The 25,447-nt window shown below is 50.5% G+C and carries 18 protein-coding genes and 1 pseudogene; 14 read left to right on the forward strand and 5 right to left on the reverse strand.

Features of this window, described 5'->3' with window-relative positions; genetic code table 11:
* Nucleotides 1–25: 25 nt before the first annotated feature.
* From GKZ68_RS01890 to GKZ68_RS01905, 4 genes and pseudogenes are all read left to right on the forward strand, one after another.
* Complete coding sequence (locus GKZ68_RS01890) at nt 26–979, forward strand: UDP-glucuronic acid decarboxylase family protein (RefSeq protein WP_173110195.1); 954 nt, start codon at nt 26–28, stop codon at nt 977–979.
* Nucleotides 980–1,158: 179 nt separating this feature from the next.
* Nucleotides 1,159–2,226 (forward strand): DegT/DnrJ/EryC1/StrS aminotransferase family protein, encoded by a 1,068-nt coding sequence (locus GKZ68_RS01895; protein WP_302052003.1) that lies wholly within the window; start codon nt 1,159–1,161, stop codon nt 2,224–2,226.
* Between the two features lie 254 nt (nt 2,227–2,480).
* A pseudogene (locus GKZ68_RS01900) lies at nt 2,481–2,840 on the forward strand (sugar phosphate nucleotidyltransferase); the annotation flags it as partial.
* A gap of 914 nt (nt 2,841–3,754) precedes the next feature.
* On the forward strand, nt 3,755–4,831 hold the full coding sequence (locus GKZ68_RS01905) for a DUF563 domain-containing protein (RefSeq protein ID WP_173110199.1): 1,077 nt from the start codon (nt 3,755–3,757) through the stop codon (nt 4,829–4,831).
* Between the two features lie 530 nt (nt 4,832–5,361).
* On the opposite strand, the gene GKZ68_RS01910 is transcribed toward GKZ68_RS01905, so the two are convergent.
* Complete coding sequence (locus tag GKZ68_RS01910) at nt 5,362–5,556, reverse strand: integrase core domain-containing protein (protein ID WP_173110201.1); 195 nt, start codon at nt 5,554–5,556, stop codon at nt 5,362–5,364.
* 1,132 nt (nt 5,557–6,688) lie between these two features.
* Nucleotides 6,689–7,690 carry a beta-1,6-N-acetylglucosaminyltransferase gene (locus GKZ68_RS01915; protein WP_173110203.1) on the reverse strand — a complete coding sequence of 334 codons (1,002 nt, stop codon included), beginning with the start codon at nt 7,688–7,690 and terminating at the stop codon, nt 6,689–6,691.
* 267 nt (nt 7,691–7,957) lie between these two features.
* Here GKZ68_RS01915 and GKZ68_RS01920 point away from each other — a divergent pair, with 267 nt between their 5' ends.
* From GKZ68_RS01920 to GKZ68_RS01950, 7 genes are all read left to right on the forward strand, one after another.
* On the forward strand, nt 7,958–9,721 hold the full coding sequence (locus GKZ68_RS01920; protein WP_173110205.1) for an ABC transporter ATP-binding protein: 1,764 nt from the start codon (nt 7,958–7,960) through the stop codon (nt 9,719–9,721).
* A 73-nt stretch (nt 9,722–9,794) separates the two neighbouring features.
* Nucleotides 9,795–11,090: a glycosyltransferase family 4 protein gene (locus tag GKZ68_RS01925; protein ID WP_173110207.1), complete on the forward strand. Its 1,296-nt coding sequence runs from the start codon at nt 9,795–9,797 to the stop codon at nt 11,088–11,090.
* Nucleotides 11,091–11,095: 5 nt separating this feature from the next.
* Nucleotides 11,096–12,073 (forward strand): glycosyltransferase family A protein, encoded by a 978-nt coding sequence (locus GKZ68_RS01930; protein WP_173110208.1) that lies wholly within the window; start codon nt 11,096–11,098, stop codon nt 12,071–12,073.
* 39 nt (nt 12,074–12,112) lie between these two features.
* Nucleotides 12,113–13,021 carry a DUF563 domain-containing protein gene (locus GKZ68_RS01935; protein ID WP_173110210.1) on the forward strand — a complete coding sequence of 303 codons (909 nt, stop codon included), beginning with the start codon at nt 12,113–12,115 and terminating at the stop codon, nt 13,019–13,021.
* A gap of 40 nt (nt 13,022–13,061) precedes the next feature.
* Nucleotides 13,062–14,036, forward strand: coding sequence for a glycosyltransferase family A protein (locus GKZ68_RS01940; RefSeq protein WP_173110212.1), 975 nt, complete (start codon nt 13,062–13,064; stop codon nt 14,034–14,036).
* Nucleotides 14,037–14,053: 17 nt separating this feature from the next.
* Complete coding sequence (locus GKZ68_RS01945; RefSeq protein ID WP_173110214.1) at nt 14,054–15,055, forward strand: glycosyltransferase family A protein; 1,002 nt, start codon at nt 14,054–14,056, stop codon at nt 15,053–15,055.
* Nucleotides 15,056–15,058: 3 nt separating this feature from the next.
* The gene (locus GKZ68_RS01950; protein ID WP_173110216.1) at nt 15,059–16,306 is read left to right on the forward strand and encodes a glycosyltransferase; all 1,248 of its coding nucleotides are present in this window, start codon (nt 15,059–15,061) and stop codon (nt 16,304–16,306) included.
* Between the two features lies 1 nt (nt 16,307).
* On the opposite strand, the gene GKZ68_RS01955 is transcribed toward GKZ68_RS01950, so the two are convergent.
* A complete protein-coding gene (locus tag GKZ68_RS01955; protein ID WP_173110218.1) occupies nt 16,308–17,981 on the reverse strand; it encodes a hypothetical protein in 1,674 nt (557 codons plus the stop codon).
* Between the two features lie 310 nt (nt 17,982–18,291).
* On the opposite strand from GKZ68_RS01955, the gene GKZ68_RS01960 reads away from it, so the two are divergent.
* From GKZ68_RS01960 to GKZ68_RS01970, 3 genes are all read left to right on the forward strand, one after another.
* Complete coding sequence (locus GKZ68_RS01960) at nt 18,292–19,467, forward strand: acyltransferase (RefSeq protein WP_173110220.1); 1,176 nt, start codon at nt 18,292–18,294, stop codon at nt 19,465–19,467.
* Nucleotides 19,468–20,749: 1,282 nt separating this feature from the next.
* Nucleotides 20,750–21,778 (forward strand): glycosyltransferase family 4 protein, encoded by a 1,029-nt coding sequence (locus GKZ68_RS21840; RefSeq protein ID WP_173110222.1) that lies wholly within the window; start codon nt 20,750–20,752, stop codon nt 21,776–21,778.
* A 57-nt stretch (nt 21,779–21,835) separates the two neighbouring features.
* On the forward strand, nt 21,836–22,912 hold the full coding sequence (locus GKZ68_RS01970; protein ID WP_173110224.1) for a glycosyltransferase family 4 protein: 1,077 nt from the start codon (nt 21,836–21,838) through the stop codon (nt 22,910–22,912).
* A 115-nt stretch (nt 22,913–23,027) separates the two neighbouring features.
* Here GKZ68_RS01970 and GKZ68_RS01975 read toward each other — a convergent pair whose 3' ends face one another.
* Together GKZ68_RS01975 and GKZ68_RS01980 are read right to left on the reverse strand one after the other, a co-directional pair.
* On the reverse strand, nt 23,028–23,537 hold the full coding sequence (locus GKZ68_RS01975) for a gliding motility-associated C-terminal domain-containing protein (RefSeq protein ID WP_173110237.1): 510 nt from the start codon (nt 23,535–23,537) through the stop codon (nt 23,028–23,030).
* Nucleotides 23,531–25,354, reverse strand: coding sequence for a hypothetical protein (locus tag GKZ68_RS01980; protein ID WP_173110239.1), 1,824 nt, complete (start codon nt 25,352–25,354; stop codon nt 23,531–23,533). The genes GKZ68_RS01975 and GKZ68_RS01980 overlap by 7 nt, the downstream gene beginning before the upstream one ends.
* Between the last annotated feature and the right edge of the window lie 93 nt (nt 25,355–25,447).

Genomic DNA, 25,447 nt, shown 5'->3' on the forward strand with positions numbered 1-25,447 from the left:
AGCGAACTCATAATTAAATTGCTACATGGATAATAAATCCGAAAAAAAGCGCATTCTCATTACTGGTGGCGCAGGCTTCTTAGGCTCTCACCTCTGCGACCGGTTTTTGGCCGAAGGTTACCACGTGATTGCGATGGATAACCTCGTGACGGGCAACTTGGCCAACATCGAGCACCTGTTTAAGCGGGAAGACTTCGAGTTTCACCACCACGACGTCAGCAAGTTTGTGTTCGTGCCTGGTAAGCTCGACTACATCCTGCACTTCGCCTCGCCGGCCTCACCGATTGACTATCTCAAAATTCCCATTCAAACCCTGAAGGTGGGTTCGCTCGGTACGCATAACCTGCTGGGTCTGGCTCGTGTAAAGGGTGCTCGCATGCTAATTGCCAGTACGTCGGAAGTATACGGTGACCCAGAGGTTCATCCACAGGTAGAGGAGTACTGGGGCAACGTGAACCCGGTCGGGCCGCGTGGCTGCTACGATGAGGCCAAGCGCTTCCAGGAAGCTATTACGATGGCTTACCATAACCACCACGGTTTGGAAACGCGCATCATCCGCATTTTCAACACCTACGGCCCGCGCATGCGCCTTGACGATGGCCGCGTATTACCAGCATTCCTCTCGCAGGCTTTGCGGGGCGAAAACCTCACGGTATTTGGCGATGGCTCGCAAACGCGCTCGTTTTGTTACGTCGATGACTTGGTAGATGGTATTTATCGGCTGTTGCTCAGCGATTACCACCTGCCGGTAAACATTGGCAACCCAGCCGAGATTACTATTAAAGAATTCGGTGAGGAAATTGCCAAGCTAACGGGGGTTGAGTTTAAGCCGACCTACCAGGCGCTGCCCGAAAACGACCCGATGAAGCGCCGGCCCGATATTACGAAAGCCAAAGAAATTCTGGGTTGGGAGCCGAAAGTAGACCGCGCCGAAGGCTTGCGCCGCACGCTGGAATACTTCAAGGAACACGTAAAGTAAATTATCACTGCCAATAATATCGCGGAAACGGCTGAGCTGATGGGAATTTCCCGGGCTCAGCCGTTTTTGTAGTAAAGCCCAGCAGCAACTTATTATTTAGCCTGCCCGCCGACCGCATGCCTACACCGGCCATTCCCTTTTACTCTGTACATGGCATGCACGCAGCAGTTCGTGACGAAATGCTGGCCACTATGGCGCGCGTGTACGACGCCGAATGGTATGTATTAGGGGAGGAACTCACCTTATTTGAGCAGGAGTACAGCACCTTCAACCAAGTAGCTCATACGATAGGAGTAGGCAACGGGCTGGAAGCCCTGACGCTGGCGCTGCGAGCTCTGGACATTGGGCCGGGCGACGAAGTGCTGGTGCCATCCAATACGTATATCGCCACGTGGCTGGCCGTCTCGCACACTGGCGCAGCGCCCGTGCCAGTCGAGCCAGACCCTGCCACGAGCAATTTGGACCCTAGCCGGCTGGAAGCCGCTATTACGCCGCGCACGCGCGCTGTGCTGCCAGTGCATTTATATGGCCAGCCCTGCCGCATGACCGAAATCATGGCCCTAGCCCGGCGCTACTACCTAGCCGTAGTAGAGGACAATGCCCAAGCCCAGGGAGCTACGTTTGAGGGGCAGCTGACGGGCAGTTTCGGAATAACCAGTGGCACAAGTTTTTACCCTACCAAAAACCTGGGTGCCTTAGGTGACGCCGGCGCCATTATTACTAATGATACGGCATTGGCCCTGCGCCTCCGGCAACTGCGCAACTACGGCTCTGACCAGAAAAATCATCATCAGCTGCTGGGCTATAATTCACGCCTTGACGAGTTACAGGCAGCCATACTGCGCGTCAAGCTACGCTATCTGCCTGCCTGGATGGCACAGCGCCGCCAGCTAGCGGCGTGGTACAACCACTATCTGGCCGATTTGCCCGGCCTGCGCCTGCCAGTAATAGCGCCGGGAGCTGAGCCAGTCTGGCATCTTTACGTGGTACATTGCTCGCAGCGCGATGCCCTTCAACATCATCTGGCAGCTAACAGCATTAATACGCTCGTGCACTACCCAGTGCCACCGCACCAGCAGCCCGCCTACGCAACGCTAGGATTAGCTGCCGGTGCGCTGCCCATTGCCGAAGCACTGGCGGCCACCTGCCTCAGTTTGCCCCTGTGGCCTGGCATGCAAGAAGATAACATTGCTACAATAGCGGCATGCATTCGCTGTTTTTTCGGTAAAGTGAGTCCGCGAAACTAGCCTGATTGTAATACTGCCAGTTGTTAATGAGGTATTAAGTTTTATGAATTTGAAAGGCTAGCTCATGCTGCTGAACAGGGTCTGCAAAAAGCTACCCAGCGCTGCTAAGCGTAAAAAACAAGGAGAAGAGTATCTGAATGGAAGCAGCTTTTGCAAAGCGCTATTTAGTAAGATGCCCTAACGGACTTGAGATTATGGCTACCTTTGTTCCTATTACCGCTGCTTTTAGTAAAAAACCTACTTAAGAAACCCTCGTGAAAGTCGTCATTCTCGCGGGCGGGCTCGGTACCCGCCTCTCAGAAGAAACTGTCCTCAAACCCAAACCAATGGTAGAGATTGGTGATATGCCCATTTTATGGCACATCATGAAAATCTACTCCGCCCATGGTTTCAATGACTTTATCATCTGCCTGGGCTACAAAGGCTACGTTATTAAGGAATATTTTGCTAATTACTTCCTCCATAAATCCGATGTGACCATTAATTTGAAGGAAAATAAGTTGCAGGTACACGACTCTTACGCCGAGCCATGGAACATTACGCTTGTTGATACGGGCCTCGAAACCATGACAGGCGGGCGTATCAAGCGTATTGCGCAGCATCTCAATAATGAGCCGTTATTACCTTGATTAGAAAAGACAAGAGTAATAGTCGTTTTTCTACTGCTCTCGTATTTTCATTTGAGCAACCCTCTTAGATGTTTATTTCTTATGATATCAAACAAATATTTCATATGCTGTATAATTAGAAGTGAACTATGAAAATGATAATTTTCTGCAAATTTAGCAGCACAGACTAATCTATGGTCCAGACAACACGTTATGGATGCATACATAAATTCCATTCGCATATTGATAGCGCGTATTATAAGGCGTATTTGCTCAATATGAAAAAAATATTCACTCACCAGCATAGGTAAGGACTTTAAGAATTTTGCATCTGCCCAATATTATTTTACTAATTCGTAGTAGATGTTTATATATAAACATATTTACTTTTATAATAATTTTTGTTATTTTGTATAACTTGAATTATTATATATCTTGTTTTAATTTATTAAAACAAGATATAACGTGCTTTTAGTAATTGGAATTTATATCTCAGGCAATTAAAATAGTAATATTTCTAATGTTGCATTAAATGCTGTGCCCTTGCGCCGCCCACTGTATACAAAAGGACTAGTAATAATCGAGTATAATGTTAGTATTGAAGAAGGAACATACATAATTTCAAAAGTTATTACCAGTGTTAATGCTATAGTATGTGCTAATGCATTGATTAAGAAATGCATATCTATAAACTCAGTAGTTGGCGATAATCTAGCACGTGTGATTCACATGCTAGCATAGATGTTTTGACAAGCAATAATACTTGAAAGTATTTGATATTGCTTAAATTTATTTTAAAAATAATTCACGCTAATTAATTGAAGTTAATTGATGCTATCGGCTTCTTATTAATTAAGTAGCTTGTTAGTTAGAATTCAAGGAGTATTGTTTGATTGTCTTAGTAATAAATTGCGCAAAACATGCCCACTTTGTCATCCATTATACATAGGGTTTCTCAATTTATACCGCAACAGATAAAAAGCGAAAGCTGGGATATCAAAAGTGCGGAAAGTCCATTTGCCTATACTTTGCCAGAAAATTATGATGAATTACCCGAAAATTTAAAACCTTACTATAAATTAAGAAGTATTATTAAATCAACAAAAATTTTTGTTTTAAATAATGTTTTTTTATATAATGACGGAATAGTATTTAAAAATTTCAAATTCTTCATTCCTAGTTTACCTGAAGAGTGGTTAATTGATCATGTTAAATATACAATTCTCATCAAACAGTGGTTTGCTAAGAAAAAATTTGTAGATGAGGAGCAGGTAGCACTAATATTCGACCAATGGTCATCAGCTAATTATTATCACTGGATTATCGATTCTTTGCCAAGATTGTTGCTTCTTCGCGATAATTTTCCTAAATGTAAAATACTTTTACCATACCCGATACCAGCATACATTCTTAAGACAACTACATTGCTTGGGTTTGAAGAATTTATTCCTGTTAAAAATCAAGAAGTTACTTATTTTAAAAATCTAATATTGGTTCAGCATACTTCTCCGCCAAAATTTCATAGTTCGATTATGATAAGGCGTTTGAGACAGGAGTTGCTAAGTTCACTGTCTATTACCGCAGGTGATAAGAGCAAAAGACTGTATATTTCTCGTTCTAAGCAAACTGTGCGCAGATTATTAAATGAAGATGATATTTTGCCTATTTTAAAAAGTAATAATTTTGAAATTATTACTTTCGAAGGTATGCCATTTGAAGACCAAGTACGAATGATAATTGCTTCTAAATTAATAGTGAGCACTCACGGAGCTAATTTGACTAATATACTTTTTGCTTACCCAGGAACTACTGTAGTAGAAATGCATAATAAGAATACAGATAATTTCTTGTACTTTAGGTTATGCACAAATCTGAATTTAAAATACTATTCAATACCTTGTGAAGCAAGCCAGTATATTGATAATGATGGAGATCTTGAAGTGAACGTTGAGTATTTTGAAAATGTGCTTACGAGGGCCATTGCGAATTGTGTTTAGGTTTTAAAGAGTAATTAATATCATATGAATATTCGTTCATCTATTGATAAAATTTATATATACCCCTTTTTCGTTGCTGTTGGTTCTGTCATCTATGATAATAAAGCTTGACCCCTTAATTTCTATTCTATTGCTTCTTGCTTAACAATTACCGAATACCTAAAAATCGAGGAGTAATGGTATATGCCAAAGGTGGTATCGTATTATATAATTTTATTGATAAAATTGTGTACATAGAAAATAGTTATAAAGATAATAATTATCATTTATAACTATTTTCTAGCGTTTGTTTTCGTTCATCTGATACATTTTAACGTTAAAGAAATTATATAAATATATTATTTAGAATTTTCTTTATAAAGAATCTAAATAAATTATTTGTTACAGACTGAGGTGGTCGGGTACAAATAGACACCGAGCTAAGGCAGATTAAAAAGGTATCGGAGTTCGATTTCGAGCGGGGTAAAGTAGTCTAGAGCAGCGTGCAGTTGCTGAGTATTGTAGTAATGGTCTAGCTACTCGGCCAGTTCTTAGCGCGCTTCCTCCAAGTCGGTGAAGCAGGCTACTCGGGGCAGTAGTTCGGTTTTGAGGGTACTCCAGCTGCTCTCAGCCAAGGCGTTGTCGTAGGGGTTGCCAAGCCGACTCAGGCTGGAAATGGCCTGGGTGCGGTCGAGCAGGGTAGTAAAAGCGTCGCTGGTGTACTGGCTGCCGCGGTCAGCGTGCACGAGTAGGTCGAACGGGAGCCGGCAGACCACTACTGCTTGGTTAAAGGCGTTTAGAATCAAGTCCGTATGCAGCGATTCGCTGACGTGCTAAGTGTCACTCCGGCGACACCGTGCCCACCACACGGCGGGAAAAAGAGTCACGCTAGCAGGCCAGATACTCCCACTGCCCTGTGGCTAGGGCGAGGTTGGTAATGTCGCCGACCCAAATTTGGTTGGGAGCCGTGGCCACGGCTAGGTGGCGAGCTTTTTAGCGGCGGCCACAGCCTGCGGGTCGGCCTGGGTAGCGCGAGGCGGCCGGGAGCATGTAAGGCAATCAAAGCGAAGCGTTTCATCGGTCCGCAACTGCTTATTTTCCTGCTCCAGCGCTTTGCTACCTGCGGGACGAGCTGCTTTGGCGCGAGTTGTCCGCACCCACTTACCTAATACGGCTCCGCTCATACCCAACGCCTATGCTACCCGCATCATTGCTTGCCCATCCTGATGCACACGGCGAACCTCCTCGGTCCGAAATGCTGCATCATCCTTGGTGCGCTTCCGGCTTCCGGCTGGCTTTTCTGCTTCTATAACAAGGGAGATTTAATTTATATATATTCATTTTTACCCAACCGCCTCAGTGCTCATTTAACACCTATTATAGGCAGGTTTAGCCCACGGCCCGCCTTGCGCTTGCCAAGCTCGAATACTCGGCTATGGTAACATCCGGGTGATGCTGTCCCTTAAACCAGCCAAACCTATGCTGCCCGCGTCGAAGTAGCGGGCAGCATAGGTTTGGCTGGTTTAAGGGACAGCAAGCCGCTGGCGTCTCACTGGTACACTAAATCCTTGATAAAAGCGTGGCTTACACCGAAGCGCCGGGCTACAGCTACCTTTTTTGGCTCCCGGCTGCTGGCAGTCAGCTACCATGCGGGTACGTAAATCAAGCGAGTAAGGATGTATACCCCCGCATACGGCTACCAGTCAGTTCTTGTTAAGCCATTCGCAAATATGCTGTAATATTTTTTGATTACTTGGTGACTGGCGTGGCTTTGTTCTTAATTGTATTATGCTGAGCGATAGCAGAATCGTTTGTGCCCGCCCCCTACCTCCGATATTAAACTATTTCTAGCGCAATCATATTAGCACTGTGAATTAGTTAGTTGAGAAAACTCGCAGTTTGATTTATCTCATCCAGAGTATCTAAAATTTTTCTGTCTTGGTCTTGGTCGAATTTCCGAGCGTATAAACAAGTACTCTCAACTAATTCATCCACATCAGTAGCGACAAAGGTTGCAGGCCAAGGACCGGTGGGGCGTGTGAAGTTGACATATGCAACTGGTGGGGCAATCCTCTTAAAATTATTGGCTACTACTGTTTGAAAAAAAATTTCATCGGATAATAAGGTAAAGTCGTTGAAATCAAGAAAATACGGATTTTCTTTAATATATTTATTCAAAAAAGCGATTGTTTCGTAAGGGAGTGCCCACCACTGTGAGCCACCGTAGGGGAGTAGGTCACTGGGAAACTTGCGTTTAGATAATAGTTTGCGGAAAATAGCTGGTTGGCGTCTAAGGAGGCCTAACGCGCAACGCATATTGCGCATGCTCAAAAAATCGCGCGAGAAGATGGGTGGAATACTTACATTATCTTCTCGCTTGGTCGAAAGAAAGAAGGTGTAATGATTTAGTCTATCCATACCACCGTTAGATCCATATTCAGGATGAATCCAACTTTCACGGGCCAAGCCGCCGTGAATATTGGGTGCGGTATGGGATGTGACAGGCAATGGGAAACATTCAATAAAATTAATGCCATAGTTTTTTTTGTAAAATTCTTTTACAAATATATTGCTTTTAATTGGATAGTCTTGACCGCTAATAAGAATAGTGTAGCCAGTGCGCTGGTCGGCTAAGATTTGGGCGATGCCTACTAAAGCTGCTTTTACAGCATTTACATGGCCCCACATTGTATTCAGCCGTTGAGGCCCTGTGAAGAAGAGGCATCGAGGGTTTTCAGCCAGCCCTGCCTGAAAAGGAGCCAACTCTACGGGGATATCAATGTTGATGTAGAATCGGGCTTCAGGGCAGTCAAGCCGCTTTATCATGCGGGTCAGCTGTTCAGGATTTTTATGGGCTAGAACAATGTAATTCAAGTGCATTGTGGATGGAGTAGAAAAAAATTAGGTATTAAAGGTAAATAAAAACAACTGATGCTTTTGGTCTTAAGGCTAACGCGCAGGCATCTTGATGTACGCTTATGGTGTATCTTTGTTATGCGCAAGTATACTGCAGAGCTTGCCTAAGCTGCAGGTGGAGTAGCTTGCAAGCCATTACTGATACTTGCAAACAAGAAGCATTTTGTCTTGTATGCTTAGCGTCGCTAAAAAGTAAAAGTAAAATAGTAAAGCAATAGTTTTTAAAACAGTATGAGCAAAAATATAGTCTGGCGTTCTCTTGATAGTATCCGTTACTATTTGTCGCCAAATGATAAGCAAAAGTCCATTGCCATGTTATTTTGGCTTATATTGACTTCAGTACTTGATGTATTCGGCTTAGCCTCCCTTGTACCAGTCATTATGGCAGCATCGCGACCTGGCTCTATTTTAAAAAATAGATATTCATATTGGCTATATAATGTACTGAATTTTAATTCAGAAAAGCATTTTCTGCTATTTCTAATGGTTGGCATTTTTTTGTTTTTCATTGCGAAGAACATATTATCGACGCTGATTAATTACCAGCAGGTGAAATTCAGTGCCCGATTGGCGGTACAAGTCGTTTCCAGTCAGTTTCAAAAACATATTAATCTTCCTTACTTGAAATTTAATGAGGTTGGGTCGCCCAATTTCATGAATAGTACACTGAATATTTCCAACTCTTATGTTGCCGGTATTATTCGGCAATTATTTATTCTTTTCGCAGAAATTATTATTGTAATATTAGTAATTGTGAGCATGTTGGTTTACCAACCAATACTGTTTCTTATTTTGGGTGCTGTATTAGTGCCTAGTATGGTGTTGATATATCGTCTGCTACGCAACCGAGCTAATGAAGTAGGTACAAAATTGAATTTGTTGCGACCGCTGAGTTATCCGCCTATTATAGAGTCTTTTATAGGATTTGTTGAGTTGCGACTTGCTGGTAAACAGCAGCAATTTAAGCAATATCTTATTGATAATCAAGAGGCAATTCAGGAGCTAGAAGCCACTTCGTATTTGTATTCGCTGATGCCGCAGCGTCTTATCGAGATGGTAGCTATTGCGGCTATTGTGCTCATATTTCTGTACTCACTTCTATTTGCTGATAATGCGGCGGAAATGGTGACTATTATTGGCTTATTCGCTGCGGCTGCTTACCGGCTGATGCCTTCGATGAACCGCATTTTAACCTCTATAGTCTCACTACGGCAAAGTCAATACGTTCTTGATGACCTTATGCAAATGCGGGAATATCTAACTACAACCAAGCCAGCCCAATTACCGCTGAAGTTTGAGCGCGACATAATATTTGATAACCTCTCCTTTACGTTTCCTGGGAGTGAAGAGCCCGTGGTTCGGGATATTTCTCTGTGTATAGCGCGGGGCGAAAAGGTTGGTTTCATCGGCACTTCTGGCTCTGGCAAAACAACCCTGATGAATTTGCTGCTGCGCTCATATACTGAGCAAAAGGGGGCTATTAAAGTGGATGGTGTGCCTCTGACGCCAGAAAATGAATCTGCTTGGTTTAAATTAGTGGGCTATGTTAAACAGGATACTTTTTTGATGGAGGCCTCTATTGGCGAAAATATTACACTGCGCGATGAGCAGATAGATCCTGAACGAATGAAGTACGCGCTGGAGCAGGCTTCCCTATCGGACTTCGTAGCTAGCTTGCCTGAAGGCATAAATACGCCGATTGGGGAACGTGGCTCGCGGTTATCGGGGGGGCAGCGTCAACGGGTGGGTATTGCCCGAGCCTTGTATAAACAGGCCGAAGTACTTCTGCTGGATGAAGCAACCAGTGCGCTCGATAACGAGACAGAACGAGAAATAAGTGAGTCAATTAGTAAGCTCTCACACACAAGTATTACCATTTTCATTATCGCGCACCGCCTGACTACGTTGAAGGGTTGTGATAGGATATATGAATTGAAGAACGGTCGTATATGGGCTGAGCACACGTATGCAAACTTAATGCAACAGCATGCCTAAGAGCAGCGCATTGGTGGCTCGGTTACCAACATAATATCACATGCACAACGCGAATAACTCATATTTAAAATTCTTGCAAGAAGAACGGGTTCAGACTTGTTTGCAGCGCCAGCAGTTGGAAGAAGATTTAGAGCAATATATGGGGTTCGGAAAAGCGTTGCGCTATGCTTGTGTATATAGACTGGCCGCGCTACAGCTACGGGCTCAACAGTTTTCCCATCGTTTTTTCTCGGCCGAGCGCAGGTATATTCAGGCGCAGCAGCGGCTAGAACGAGCCAATTATAAGCCCTATCAGCTTGAGCTCATGCCCCCGGCTGTGTCCCAGCGCAAGCGGGTGGTACACGCTATTGCTTCGTTTGCGGTGGGCGGCTCGCAACAATTAATAGTAGATATTATTGAAGGTAGTAGTGACTTATATGAGCATCAGTTCATTCTTTATAATGACTACGAATGGAAATACTCTGCTGGGGTGCCCATTACCGAACTGGCGTACATGCGCCATACCGAGGAGGCGCTAGCCCTCTTCCGCGAACTTAAGCCCGACATTGTGCACGTGCATTACTGGGGAAATCGAGTGAATGGCTACGAGCACTGGCGCTGGTATCACCAGATATTCGAGGCAGCATTTGCTTACGGGGCGCATGTAACTGAAAATTGCAACAACCCCATTGCACCCTGTCTGCACGAAAAGATTGAGCGGTATGCCTATGTAAGCAGGTATGCGCAGGATTATTCTGGTATTCCTTCGCCTAATAATCGAGTAGTATATTCGGGGTCAAACTTTTCGGTATTTACGCGTCCCGAGGAGCCAATGCCGAAGGACTGCATTGGCATGGTATATCGGCTGGACCGCGACAAACTGAATGTCGAATCGATAGATGTTTTTATCAAGGTTATTCAGCGCCGGCCGCAAACTAAGGCACTTATTGTGGGCAAGGGATACTACGATGAGCTATACCGACAAAAAGTAGCTGATGCTGGCCTTGCGGATAAGATTGAATTTACGGGCGTTATCCCTTATAGAGAATTGCCCGAATACTACCGGCGCATGTCGGTTTTTGTGGCGCCGGTGCATAAGGAGAGTTTTGGGCAGGTAACGCCGTTTGCCATGAATATGCGTATTCCAGTGGCCGCTTATGAGGTAGGCGCACTGCGCGAGATACTGGTGAGCGATGACGTTTTTGCACCGGCCGGCGATAGCGATGCCCTAGCCGACACTATTGTGCGGCTGCTCGACCAGCCGGCTCGCCTAATGGAACTGGGACAGTTCAACCGGGAGCGGGCCCAACGACTATTTTCCCTCGAAGCAATGGTGCAGGCTTACCGGGAGATGTATGCTGAGTTGCTAGACCCGGCTAAAACCAACTAAGCGCCATGCCAAATATCCAGCCGCTCATCAGCGTTATCATTCCGTGCTACAACTACGCGGCCTACATCCATGATGCCATTGAGAGCATCTTAGCCCAGACTTACAAAAACTGGGAAATACTTATTATCGACGACGGCTCGAAGGATAACACAGCCGCCATCGTGCAGAAGTATGCCGACCAGGATGCCCGCATTATTTATCACTATCAAGCCAACCAGGGCCTGTCGGCGGCGCGCAACACCGGGCTAGGCCTGGCCAAAGGGGAGTATGTACAACTGCTGGACGCTGATGATTATCTGGCCCCTGAAAAGCTCGCGCTGCACTCAGCAGTGCTGCGCGAGCGCCCAGAAGTAGCCTTAGTATTTGGCGATACCTATAATTTTCAGCATGCCGAAGTGGTGGCCGAGCGTACGATAGTCCCGTTGCACCTGCAAATGGGACCTGTTTCGGGGCAAGGCCAGGAGTTGGCCTTGCACATGGCCCACGACAATATGTTTTTGCCCGGCAACCCGGTTTTTCGTAAGTCGCTGGCCGACCAGATTGGCAAGTTCAGCGAGCAGCTGTTTTCGCTCGAAGATTGGCACTTTTGGTACCGGGGTGTGCTGCTGGGCGCAGCTTATGCCTACGATAACCGCCCGGGCACCGAGTTCTATGCCCGCACCCACGGTAATAATATGTCAGGCAATCGGTACAAGATGTGGAAGTACAAAATTCACGCCCGCAGGCTACTCATCGAACAATTGCAAAGCCAGCTAACTACCCAGGCTCCTGCTGGCCTGAACTTAGAAGCGCTGCTAGCGAAGCATCTGGTGCTGCTTTATGAAGAGCAGGCGCGCTTCAATCTGCTGTTTGAAAGTGTAGGCCAGGGCGTGGCCAATACCGTTCGCTATTTCTTAAAAGGCGAAAAGCCAGGTCACATCTGGTATGACAGCGCTTATTGGCTGAAGGAGCGCCTGCTGGGTCGCAATAAAATCAGCGCGTAACCCGATGCGAGTGCTTAGTATGTCACGGATTGCACACACATGATTATCTGGCTAAAAAATCACTGGCTGCTCGCCGACGGAGCCATCTTTCGGCAGCTGCGGGTAGTGCCCGACTCTATGGTGCTAACCGAGCATCGCCGCATCTGGCTGCACAACTGGAAGGGTTTGCTGCAAATCTGGCTGCGCTTCGCCAAAAAGCGTCTGCCTGCCGGCAAGCCCTATGTACGGGTGCATACTTCGTACCGCGGCTACTACCACTGGCTGCTGGAAAGTATTCCCAAGCTGCTGGAAGCCCAGCGCACCATTCCGGCTTTTACCCTACTGCTGCCCGCGTCGTATACCGATGCCTTTTATACCGACACGTTGCGCCTGCTCCAACTCACGGCAGTGGAGCGCCTGCAGCCCCAAACTATGTACCGGGTGCCAGAGCTAGCCCTGCCGCTCTTGCCCGAAGCCCAGGGCAACTACTCGGCCCAAACCATGCGGGAGGTGAAAGCCGTGCTTCTGGCTGCCGCCGGAGTAGGGCAGGAGGCACCGGCCTCGCCCACGCGCCTCTACATCAGCCGGCGCAAAGCGCCGCGCCGCAAGGTGCTGAACGAGCTTGAGGTAGAGCAACTGCTGAGCCGTTATGGCTTTCAATGCGTATGCTTTGAGGATTTTGCCTTTGAAGACCAGCTGCGGCTGTGCGCCAGTGCCAACGTGCTGGTGAGCATGCACGGTGCCGGCTTGTCAAATATGATATTCATGCCCGAGCGGGCGACGGTGGTAGAATTTCGTAAGTATGACGACGGCCATAATTACTTCTTTACCCGGCTAGGTGAGGTTCTGGGCTACCAGTACCACTTGCTATACTGCCCGGCGGCCGATGAGCAGCAGTCGGTGCAAGATGCTGACTTGTACGTAGATATTGCGGCACTCGATACCGTTTTACAGCAGTTGCCCGCTTAAGCGCAGGCCGTTGCCTCATATACTCCAGGCCATGACCCCGGTGAAAGTTTCTGTCCTGATTCCAGCTTACAATGCGGCACCCTATATCGAGCAGACCCTGGATTCGGTGCTAGCCCAAACCTGGCCGCACGTGGAAGTGGTAGTAGTAGATGATGGTTCACGGGATGACACCCTAGCCAAGGCCCGGCGCTATGCCAGCGAGAAGGTGCAGGTGGTGTCGCAGGCCAACGCGGGGGCTAGTGCGGCGCGCAATCGAGCCTTTGCCCTGGCCACCGGCGACTACATTCAATACCTCGACGCCGATGACTTGTTGCACCCCGACAAAATTCGGGCGCAGCTGGCCTGCCTGCAGCAGCACCCGGGCGCGCAGCTAGCCGCCTCGGCCTGGGCCATGTTTTACCACGAGCCCGACGAGCAGGCCCTGCGCCCCACCGTGCTATGGCAAGACTATACTGACCCCGTGCAGTGGCTCGTAACGGCCTGGGAAAACGGCGTATGGATGCAGCCTTCAGCCTGGCTCACGCACCGCGCCCTCATTGAGGCGGCCGGCCCCTGGGATGAGGCCATCTCATTGCACGACGACGGTGAGTTTTTCAGCCGCGTATTGCTGCAAACCCAGAACATCGTCTTTTGTCCCGCTGCCAAGTCGTTTTACCGCAAGGGCCTCAGCGATTCGCTCAGCAGTATTCGCAGCGAGAAAGCTACCCGTTCGCACCTAGCAGTGTGCCAATCGTATGAAGCGCACCTGCTAGCTGCCCGCAATACCCCTCAAACGCGCTTGGCCTGTGCCAACAATTACCAGCGCCTCATTTACGAGTATTATCCTCAGCATGCCGAGGTGCGCCGGTTGGCGGCGGCCAGGGTCCAGGCGCTGGGCGGCAGCACGGCCGCTCCGTTTACAACCCCTGCTTTTCGGCTGGTAAATAAATTGCTGGGCTGGCAGCTATCGAAGCGCCTGCAAGATTTTGTGTATACTCATAACCTAAACCCCGCCGCCTGGCTAGGCCGCCGGTAGGAATCTTCCTTCTTCCCATGCCCAAAGTATCCGTAGTGCTGCCCGTCTATAACGTAGCGGCCCATATTCGGGGTACCATCGAGAGCCTGCTGCGGCAAACTTATCCGGATTTTGAGCTGCTGATTCTTGACGACTGCTCGACCGACGATACTGTGGCGCAGATTCAGCAGCTTGCTGACCCACGGCTGCGCCTCATCCGCAACGGGCGCAACCTAGGGCGTGCCGGCACCGACAATGCCGCCTTGCCGCACGTGCAGGGCGAATACATTGCCAAAATGGATGGCGACGATATTTGCCACCCCGAGCGCCTGGCCAAGCAGGTGGCCTACCTCGACGCGCACCCTGAGGTAAATATCGTGGGAAGCTTCATGCAGAACTTCGGGGCTAGCACCTACCTTAACCGCTATCCTGCCCAACCCGCCGATACGCAGGTGCTGACCTTGTTTACCCTCCCCACCGGCAACCCGTCGGCGATGATGCGTACCAGCTTGTTTCGCGAGCAGGGCCTGCGCTACAACGCCAGCCTGCGCCAAACGGAGGACTACGATTTTTGCGCCCGCTACATTCGGCAATTGCGCATTGCCACCATTCAGGAGGCGCTCATCAACTACCGGGTGCCGGTGCGCACTCAGAAGCAAGCTATTCTGAACGAACGCGAGAGCGTATCAGACCACGTGCGCGAGCAATTGCTGCGCGACTGGGGCATTCCCTTCACCGCGCGCGAGCTGCACGTATACAATACCCTGGCGATGCTGGAGCGCCCGCCCGGCGACGTGACGCTGGCTGAAGTAGACGCGTGGTTGCGTAAGTTGCTTGCCTTCAATGAACGGCAGCCCCTATTTGAGCCAGCAGCCCTGCAGCGGGGGTTGGGCGAGCGCTGGTTTGAGGTGTGCTACACTTATCCGCAGCGCCGGCTAGGGGCGTTGCGAGAGTTCAGAAACAGCCCTCTGGCCGCCTATAGCGCAGTGGCTGGCCGGCAGCACCTCAAATTTATTGTGAAAGCCTTTCGGCAGTTTTAGTGTATGAATTCTTCTTCCCGCAACGTTTTATTGGTTATTCCCTGCTTTGGGTTTGGGGGCGCGCAACAAGTATTTCACGACCATAGCGTGGAGCTGTCAAGCCGCTTCCAGGTCACGGAATGCGTGTTCAACCTGGACTTGCCCGACGTATACCCCAGTGGCAACCCGGTAATAAGCCTGCAAGTAGAGGCAGCCGCTGGGCTGAGCGGCAAACTCAAAAGCTTCTGGCAGCGCATCCAGCATCTGCGCCGCATCAAGCACGAGCAGCACACCGATATCAGCATTAGCCACCTCGAAGGCGCCGACTACGTAAACCTGCTAAGCCGCGTGGGAGAGCGCACGATTGCGGTTATTCATGGTTCGAAGGTGCACGACGACAGCATGGTTGGGTGGACAGGCTGGCTGCGGCAGCATATTCTGCTGCCTTTTATCTACCGCCTGCCCGACCATATAGTGACCGTGAGCCGCGAACTGCGGCAAGAATTGGTTGGGGTATATGGCATTAAGCCCGAGCGCGTTACGGTTATTAATAATTTCTTTTATCCCGAGCAAATTTTGGCTAAGGCCAACGAGCCCATCGAGCCGCAGTACGAGGCGCTCTTCAGCGCGCCGCGCGTGATGGTAACCTCGGGCCGCTTCGCTCCCCAAAAAAACCAGGCGCCGCTGCTCGATGTCTTTGCCACGCTGCTGCGCGAGCAGCCAGGCAGCAAATTGGTTTTTCTGGGTGATGGCGACCTGCGCGACAAGCTGGTGACCCAGACGCTGGGGCTAGGCCTGCGCCTTTACCAAGCCTGGAACAACGACCCGCTAGACCAAGAATATGATGTATACATGCTGGGTTTTCAGAAAAACCCCTTCAAATACATCCGGCGGGCTGGGTTATTCGTTTTTCCTTCTGAATGGGAAGGCTTCCCGTTGGCACTCTGCGAAGCCATGATTTGTGGCACCCCGGTTATCACCACCGACTGCCCTACCGGCCCTCGCGAGATTCTGGCGCCTGCCACGCCTCCGACTAAGGTAGCCGCTACCACCGAATGGGCTGATTACGGCGTATTGATGCCCCTGCTCGACCCTGATTTTCGGCAGCACGCGCTTGCCGAGTGGGTTGCTACGCTAAAGCAACTGTTGGCCGACGGTGAAAAACGCGCCCACTACGCCCGGCAGGGCGCACAGCGGATGCAGGATTTCACCGCCGAAAAGATGTTTAGCAAGTGGCTAGCGGTAATCGACCAGGTGCTAGCCAAAAAGTAGCCTAGCGACCCAGCAAAGCACGCAGCCGCGTCCAGGCAACGACCGGGATGAAGCGGTAGCGTTTGAAATCAATCACTGTGTGCTGCTCGTCGATGCGCGACATGGTGTGCAGGCCGTCGGGGTATCCGGGGTGCGGCGAAGTTAATTCGACGGCGGCCCGCTCGGCGTATAAAGCAGGAGTAAGGGTCAGTATCTCGTTGATGACGATGCCGCCGCCGTAGCCCCGCGAAAAGTCCTGAGCCGGGCGGTACCAGCGCCCCTCGTGTTGAAAGGGCGTGCCGGCGGGGCGGGCGCTGCGTACATCGGTTTTTACCGGGTTTTGCGGGTGTTGTTGCCAGGGACCGGTCAATTGGTCGGCGTAAGCCACGTAGAGATTTAGGTCGGGGTCGCGGTCCTTGCGGGTATAAAACAGCCAGTAGCGCCCCTCGTGCTCAATAACGGTGGGGTCGACACCTGGCAGCGCTAGGCCTGGCAGCGCCGCCGCCGCTGGCTGCTGGCGGGGAGCGCTTAGGTCGTAAAGGGCAATCTTGTCATCGGCCGCCGACTCAGGCAGGCAGTAATTGCCAAACAGGTAGGGATAAGAGAGGTGATAAGGAAAATCCATGACCGACTCGGCCACAGCACCTGCTTGCCACGGGTAGCGGAGCCGGGCAATGGTGCCCCGGTTTACGCGGTAATCGAACGACTCAAAATAAATCCAGGTACCATTAGCCTCGGGCCGACCAAAGCAGTCGGCAAAAAACGTGGTGCGGTTGGGCAGCGGGGCAGTATCGACGGAAATTCCACGCAGTTGTTCGGGCTGCAAAAAGTCCTGGATGGGCCGCGCCACTACCCCAATGTTCCATTCTTCGGCCCGTAAGAAGGTTTCGTAGGCCTTCCGCAGTTTATTGCGCAGCACTTTAGCCGCAAAAATTAAGAACTGCTTATTAGTGGGCGGGTAATAGATGGGCGCGTTGGTTGGGGTAGCCGTGGTAAAGTCTAGCTGGGCTGGGTCAAGTTGCAGTTGCCGGCAGATGGCCGCTGGCCAGTGCGCACTTTCGTCATACACCATGTCGATGGTGCCGGTATAGCTGTAAAATTTGGTGCGAAAAAACCCTTTCTTTAGCACTACGCCACCGTCAAGCTTGTCAGTAAGTCGCTGCAGGATGGCGCCCGTAACGGGGTCGTTACGATAAATTTCCCAGAAGCAGGGCGGTGCCCCACGATAGTGCATTTCATCGTCGTGATGAAACGACCACACCCCAAAGCGTGGCGTAGCTAAAATTTTGCCCCGAATAATATTGTAAGCAAAACGCAACACGAAGTCTAGTTGGTAGCTGGCTACATTTTCAATATCAGCTTCCGTAAAATACTGTGAGAATTTACCCTTTAGCTGCACGGTACAGGTGAGGGCAGGCGTGCGAGCTATCAGGTCAGCAATGCCCACCCGACGGGTGGCGGCTGGCTTATAAAGCAGCTTGCTGTAGGCGGTAAACAGCAAGCGCCGTGGACTAATGCGCGCCGCCCGGCTAGCTACGCTCATGGCTCGGCCCAGTACTTGACCCTCTACAATAAGTAGGTCCAGCGAAACTCCCGGCGTGGCCAGCAGCCGGTCAATAACCTGTCGCTCCCAGGCGGCCAGGTGGTTACCATTGCACATTATCCCGAATCGTATCTTAGGAAAGGGCTGATTCATAAGTATAAAGAAGCGCGCGGTTAAGCGACGCAGCCGGCTTACCGCAGCGGCCCGAGTGGCGAACCGCTAGTAACATAAGCCCGGCAAAGTTAGGCCACGATGCCATATGGGCTATCGCCATCCTAGTACACCCTAGAGGGATTGGGCTATTCATGCAAAGTACGGTTACCTTTGCTTAGCTCATTGATTTATCCTTGCATTAATAAAAAAGGTCCTTGCAAGTTATTAGATACAATTTTTTGTTTATATAATATGGTAATATGTTTTGATATTTTAAATTGATATAGTTAAAATTTTTTAATAATTTGACATGATTAATTCTATTACTGCGCCAGTTAACTCTACAAAATCACCTGAGGTTTTGGCTAGGGGGCGCGTATTTTTTCCTAACCTGGATGGCCTACGCTTCTTTGCCTTTTTGTCCGTTTTTCTATTTCACTCCTTTTATACGCCTTATTCCGCCGTATCGCAGTCGGCGGTGTATAAGGTGTTTTATAACCTGACAAGGCCTGGCCACTTGGGAGTCAATTTTTTCTTCGTGCTGAGTGGTTTTTTAATTACCTATTTGCTGCTCAGTGAGCGAGCGCTTACCGGGCGCATTGCCATAGGTGCTTTTTATATGCGGCGCATTCTGCGGATTTGGCCCTTGTACTACTTAATAGTACTGCTAGGTTTTGTAATATATCCTTGGGCGAAAGTGCATTTTGGCCAGCATGGCTACCACGAAACGGCACAAGTCGGATACTTTCTGGTTTTTCTTAGTAATTTTAATAACCTCTACCACGGTTCCGAAACGCCTACGTTAACTCTCCTCTGGTCCGTATCGGTTGAGGAGCAATTTTATGTGGTCTGGCCATTGCTGGTAGCTATAGTACCTACCCGCCGTTTAGGCTGGCTCTTTGGGGGCGTTATTATGCTGAGCCTGGTCTTCCGGGCACTGCATTGGAATGAGCCTTTGGTACTTGGGTTTCATACACTGGGGCTTATTGGTGACATGGCCCTGGGTGGGCTGACTGCTTGGTTGTGTTTTCGCGACGAGCGCCTCACCTCTGCGGTGGCCCGGCTGCCCCGCTGGGCTATCGTGTTAACGTATATGGCTGGCATCACACTTTGCTACTATACATATAGCCTTAGCGCCGTGCCTGGCTATTCAGTAATAGAGCGCCTGCTATTAGGATTATTCTTTGCTTTTGTGCTGCTCGAGCAAAATTATGCGCAGCATTCGGTTGTTAAAATGACGCAACTGCGTTTTCCTACTTACTGGGGCACTTATACTTACGGCCTGTACTGCCTGCACTACCTGGCCTTGCTGCTGGGCATTTATTTGATGACTCGGCTAGGGTTAAACACTACTCCGCTGGGTGTGATACTTGGCGATAACCTGCTGGGCCTTGCTATAGCGCTCTTCGTTAGTTGGGTCAGCTTCACGTATTACGAAAAGCCATTTTTGAAATTAAAGAATCGTTTTGCATTTATTACTAAGTAATGACTGGCGGGCTGACGCTATGCTTGGCTGGATGGTAGCATTGTAGCTATTTGTTGTAAAAAGCCGAGGTAGATGAATTTAATTAACCTAGCTCTGCTCGCCGCACCTTAGTAAGTGATAACTATATGGTCTTAAAGGGGACGCTTAAAGCTAGCCCGAATTTGCTAGGCGATAGTCAGACTAAATATTCTAGCTTGCTGGAATTTAAATTGATGCTGCCCGATGGCGGCGCGGGCACTACATTGGTAGCTTGCGAATTATATAGTACATATTCCTTTTGTAGAACTTAAGTAAGCGCCTCTATAGCCGGCTGCGCTACGCCACCATGCCGTTGTGTAGTAGCTGGCGAATGCGTGTGCTACCTCGGAAGCAAGCAGTGTGGGCACACTTGGATGATTTTTTCAATATGGCTGGGCCGGCATTACGAACAACTGGCTAGGCGGTTTTAAGCAAGCCGACATCATACTATAATATCTATGAAATGGAGTCATTTTTGTTGACTTACCGCCATACCTTATTTGGCGGCACAACGCTAGTCGCCTGTTGCCAGGGTCTGCGCGAACTACTCGGACGTGAGCAGTCGGACTTATTTAGTGTCTAATATGAACCGCCCGGAAATGCCTGTTGCCATCTCAGAATTGGTAGTCGCTGATAATAGGCACTTGCGCTTTGTCGCTGCCGACTACACCTATCGTAAGCTTAAAAATATCTGCCCTTCGCTATTTTTTGACATTTTTGATACTTTTATATTATTGCTGAGCTTACCGCAGTATCCCGCTAAATATTTGCAGTCGGCCAAGACTTTCTTATTTCCATCTTGCTGAAAATACTTCCTGATAGCACTGAGCGGACCACTGAATTGTTGCTTGCTGACACTAAGTGCTGCTTGCCGGATGGAACCTCGGGAAATACTGTCCCTACAGAGTGTAGTTGCCGTTCAACTGTTATGACGCCTTTAAGCTGGGGTACATAGTTTATTGTTACCTATACTAACTTAGCTTGTCGACCTGTTCCAAGCAAACTACTTTAGATACAAGTAACTCTTGACTGTTTAGCTGATTTTACACTGCATAAGTATTTAGGGCGGAAAGCCACAAATAAATGGAGAATTTTATACAAGAGCGAATTTTTGCGCATTGGTTATATTTGGTAAAGGAGGTAGGTCGTGGTTGAGATTTTGCCCACTGTACTAGTCGTAGATAATTCACGGGCTGTGACGGGAGCCGTAAATGCTATACAACACGCCACTACACCTTTATGCAAGCAATTTAACTTTATATACGTGCTGCCTACCGGGAGCACAGCCCGCTTAATGCTAGAAGCTAAAGGATACAGAGTATATGAACTTCCCTTTGTAGAAATTAGCCGACGAAAGGCTGACCTGCTGCGCTACCCTTTCGCCTTATTATTTAACGGTTGGCGACTAGCGCGATTAGCGTGGCGCGAAAGAGCTAGGATTATACATCTAAATGACTTTTATAACCTAACGGGCTATGTGGCGCGGTTACTCTGCATTGGCAATCTGCGAGTAGTAACGCACGTGCGCTTTTTACCGCAAAGTTTGCCGCAGTCATTGGCGCGTATTTGGCGTTGGCTTAGTTCCCATTTAGCGGCGCGCACAGTATGTGTGTCACAAGCTGTGGGGAATTATTTTGATAGTGTGCCCAATGCCCGCATAATCTACGACCCATTGCCGAATGCTGAGCGGTATTCGATTCCTCAGCACGCGCCTCGGACTGATGGCACTATAGAGCTGCTGTATCTGAGTAATTACATTCAGGGCAAGGGGCAGGATTTGGCACTTTCCGCCTTTGAGGCAGCTTATGCAGCAAATCCAAGCTTGCGTCTGCGTTTTGTTGGTGGCGATATGGGGCTAGAAAAAAATCGCAAGTTCCGGCAGCAGCTGGAAGCTGCTGCCCAGCAGGCCGGCCTAGCGGCCGTAATATATTTTAACGGGTTTGCTACCGATGTAGAGGCAGCCATTAAAGCGGCCGATATAGTACTGAACTTTTCGGAGTCAGAATCATTTTCGTTGACTTGCCTCGACGCGCTATATTATGGTACGCCATTGATTGCCAGCGACTGTGGTGGTCCTGCTGAATTGTTTGAACATGGTCGCTCGGGCTTACTAGTACCTAACCGTGATGTCGCCGCTATGACAAAAGCTATTAATGAGCTGGCTTCTGATGCCAACTTGCGAGCCCAGTTTGCAGTAGCTGGACGAGATTTTGTACGACAAAAATTTGCTCCGGCTAACACCTATTATGCTCTAGGTCTTCTTTACAAAGAATTACTAGCCAAGGGCAGCTAGCTGCTGAATAGATATTCTATAGGCAAGTGTAAATAATCTACTCAATTCTCCTCCACATTGCGCATCTTATTTCTTATTCCATATCCATCAGGGCAAGCACCTTCGCAGCGCTTTCGGTTCGAACAGTATTTAGACATACTGCGTCAAAAGGGCCACGTATATAAATTAGCGCCCTTTTTGGACGATACAACTTGGCGCATTTTATACCAGCCTGGCCAGGCTGTTCGCAAGGCGTTAGGTATTTTACGTGGCTTTGGGCGGCGACTAGGCCATGTGTTGGCTGCTCTTAGATATGACTTCATATTCGTGCATCGGGAGGCCGCGCCTCTCGGACCGCCCATATTCGAATGGTTGCTAGCCAATGTGTTGCGGAAAAAAATTATTTATGATTTCGATGATGCCATCTGGCTGTCTAATACTTCAGAGGCTAATAAAATGGCCGCTGGGCTAAAATGGCACCACAAAGTAGAGAGTATTTGCCGGTGGGCCTATAAAAACAGTTGCGGAAATGAATACCTAGCTACGTATGCCCGGCAGTTTAATGCTAGCACAGTCGTAAACCCAACTACTATTGATACGGTGCATCTCCATAATCAAGTGCGTGACCAGCTGGCGCTTGGCCCGCTTGTTATCGGCTGGACTGGCACACACTCAACTCTCAAATACTTACTGCCGCTAGTGCCTGTGTTGGCGCAGCTTGAGGCGGAAGGTTTTGAATTTGAATTTCGGGTTATTTCTAATCAGCCGCCCGAGTTTAACCAGCCTTTGCGTTCATTACGCTTTGTGCCGTGGCAGAAAGCCACCGAAATTCCCGACTTGTTGACGTTTCATGTTGGTTTAATGCCATTGGAGGATGACCCATGGGCAAAAGGCAAATGTGCTTTTAAGGCTCTACAGTACATGGCGTTGGGCATTCCTGCCCTGGTGTCGCCGGTCGGCATGAATACCGAGGTCGTACAGGACGATTACAATGGTTACATCTGCCGGACTCCATCGGAGTGGCATCAGCGATTAAGGCAACTGCTAACCGATTCTGCGCATCGACAAGCACTAGGGGCTGCCGCCCGCGCTACTATAGAGCAGCGATATTCAGTAAACGCGAATACCCCTAACTTCTTGCAGTTATTCAGCTAGTATAATATGGTGTGGGCAGGCAGAGAGTAAGCCTGCACTACTCCTCAGCAACTGGACAGCTTAGCGGAGAATATTTCATAATAGGGTTATGGTTGAATGCGAAGTGTGCGCATACTTACTGCACTACTTCCACCCAGCCCTTAAAGCGGCGGCCAGTGGTATAAGTCAGCAGGTAGTAGTACATGCCCGCCGCGTTTTCGCCGGCCCAGTGAAAATTGCGGTCGCCCGACTCGTACACCAGCCGGCCCCAGCGCGAGAATATTTTGATGCCCGCGAAGCGCGCGTCGCAGAAGTCGGGCGGTAGGCTGCTCATCGTGAATACGCGGTTGGCCAGGTTAGGGCCAGTGGGCAGAATGATGTTGGGTGGAGTGAAGGCCAGTGTATCGGGGTCAATTACCGCGAAGCGCACGGTGCGCGTCTGGGGCTGGGGCCGGCAGGTAGCTTCCTGCAACTGAAATGTGACAGTGAGTATCTGGGCCTTGCCGCCCAGCACGCTGGCCGCGTCGCAGCCCGGCAGCCACGCAAAGGTGCCGCTGGCCCGCCCCGCCGGGCTAGGCGTAGTAGTGAAGCGCATGCCCGCGCTAGCCAGGTCGAAGCCTTGTCCGGCGGCGCTCAGCGTCAGCACGTCGGTGTCGGCGTCGAAGCCGGTGAGGGTGGCGGTGTAGGGCTGGCCCAGCGGCAGCCGGATGAGCGGCGGGTCGGCCGGGGCGGGGCTAGCCGGGGGAGCGTGGTGGTGAGCACCGGCGGCGTGTTGGTATAGTCCACAATCACCGGAATACTGAGCGGGGCCGAGGCTAGGTTTTCGCCGCAGGGCGTGGTCGAAGTTGCCGTAAAAATTAATTGCCGCACCGTGCCCGGCGGGTCGGTGATGGCCCGGCAATCGACGGGCCAGGTGAACCGCGCCCGGCGCGTGGTGCCCACCTGCCCCTGCGGTACAATAACGGCCCCCAGCGCACTGGGCACGAAGCTGCTAGGACTACCAGTGAGCGTAAACAGGATGGGGTCGCTGTCGGGGTCAGTGGCGATGAGGTCAAAGGCCAGCGTCTGGCCGGGGCGCACGTGCAGCGGCAGGGTAGGGCCGGCGGTGCTGATGAGCGTTGGCGGCGCATTGGGCGGCGGCACGCCGATAAAGGCCACGTGCACCGTGTCGTGCTTAGGCAGCGAGCAGCCATTGTCGGCCACCAGCACGTCGAGGTAAGCTACCTTGCCCTTGGTGTCGGTGCATTCCGAAAAGCACAGCGATGCTACCAGCGTATCGGGCTGGCCCACCGCGTGCACCGTGCCGCTGGTGGCCGTGGTAAATGTGGGCAGCGGCCCGGTATAATGCACGGGCAGCAAACTCAGCGTGAGCTGCGAGCGGGGGTCAGGGTCGGTGAAGCGCAGGCGCACGCAGTGCGGGCCGCCCACCACGAGGCGCAGCGTGTCGCGGCCCGGCCGGTACACCGCTTTGCCGCTGGTGCCGGGCAAGAGCAAAAGGCTGGGAGGCAAGTTCTTGGGGCAGTTCAGGACCTGCAATTGAAAGTCGCGCCGCGTCTCGCCAATCTTCTCGCCCTTGCGAAATTCCTGGCAGCGCACCCCAAACACAAACAGCCCCGTGGCCGTGGGCCGCACCGTGAGCCGCCCCGTGTGCGCCCCGATGGTGAGCGCCGGCGCGCCCGGAATCTGGCTAGCCACGCTGCGGCCCGCCGCCCAGATTATTTCGGTGTAAGGGGCGCTGGTGGCTTGGGTGGGCTTAGGGTCGGTGGGCGTCGAGTGGCCGTTGAGCGGCGTTACCATATCGTAGACCAGCGAGTCGCCATCGGGGTCCTGGCCGGCAAAATCATAAGTAAAGACCTCGCCCAGGCAAGCGTAATCGGCTAGCGGCGGAAATACGCGCGGCGTCGAGTCGCGAAACGTTTGGCCACGCCGCGTCACGGCCGGAAACTCCAGGTAAAACGTCTGGGCCGCATTGGCCGGCGCGATAATATTGCTGATGGTGATGTTGCGGCAGCAGCGCTCCACGGCCGCGTAGTAGCCCTGCGCGCCGTTGTAAGTGCCCGCCGGCAGCTCAATAGTGTTGCGATACACCAGGGCTTTGGTGCTGAGCGAGCCCACTGTGCACGCCGGGTTAGTGTAGCTTACGAAAGACGTGCTGCTCAGCGGCAGGAGCACATTGGCCAGGCGGCGGTTGGTAGCCTTGTCGAAAATGCCGGCCGTGAGGTCGGTATCAAGGGCCCCGGGGCTGCCATTTACGGCGTCAAAATACAGGTTCAGCGTTAGCTGATAGGTGTCGCCGCTGAGGTATTGCAGGTCCATCTCGCCGCCCACAATGTGGGTGGCCCGCGCCGCCGGGGCGCTCAGCAGGACCAGCCCGAGCAACCATAGTACCCCGCCGACCCGGCGCGGGCTAGCCCGGTGGGCAAGGGCTCTGATGAGGATAAGCGCAGCGTATAGTCTCGTCATAAAAAAAGCCGGCAGTCGGACCCGGATAAGCAAGAAAAGGCAAGCCAAACTGCTACCCGAAGATAAGCCCCGGCCAATAGTCGGCCGCAGCCA

The sequence above is a fragment of the Hymenobacter sp. BRD128 genome, from assembly GCF_013256625.1.
Classification (GTDB): domain Bacteria; phylum Bacteroidota; class Bacteroidia; order Cytophagales; family Hymenobacteraceae; genus Hymenobacter.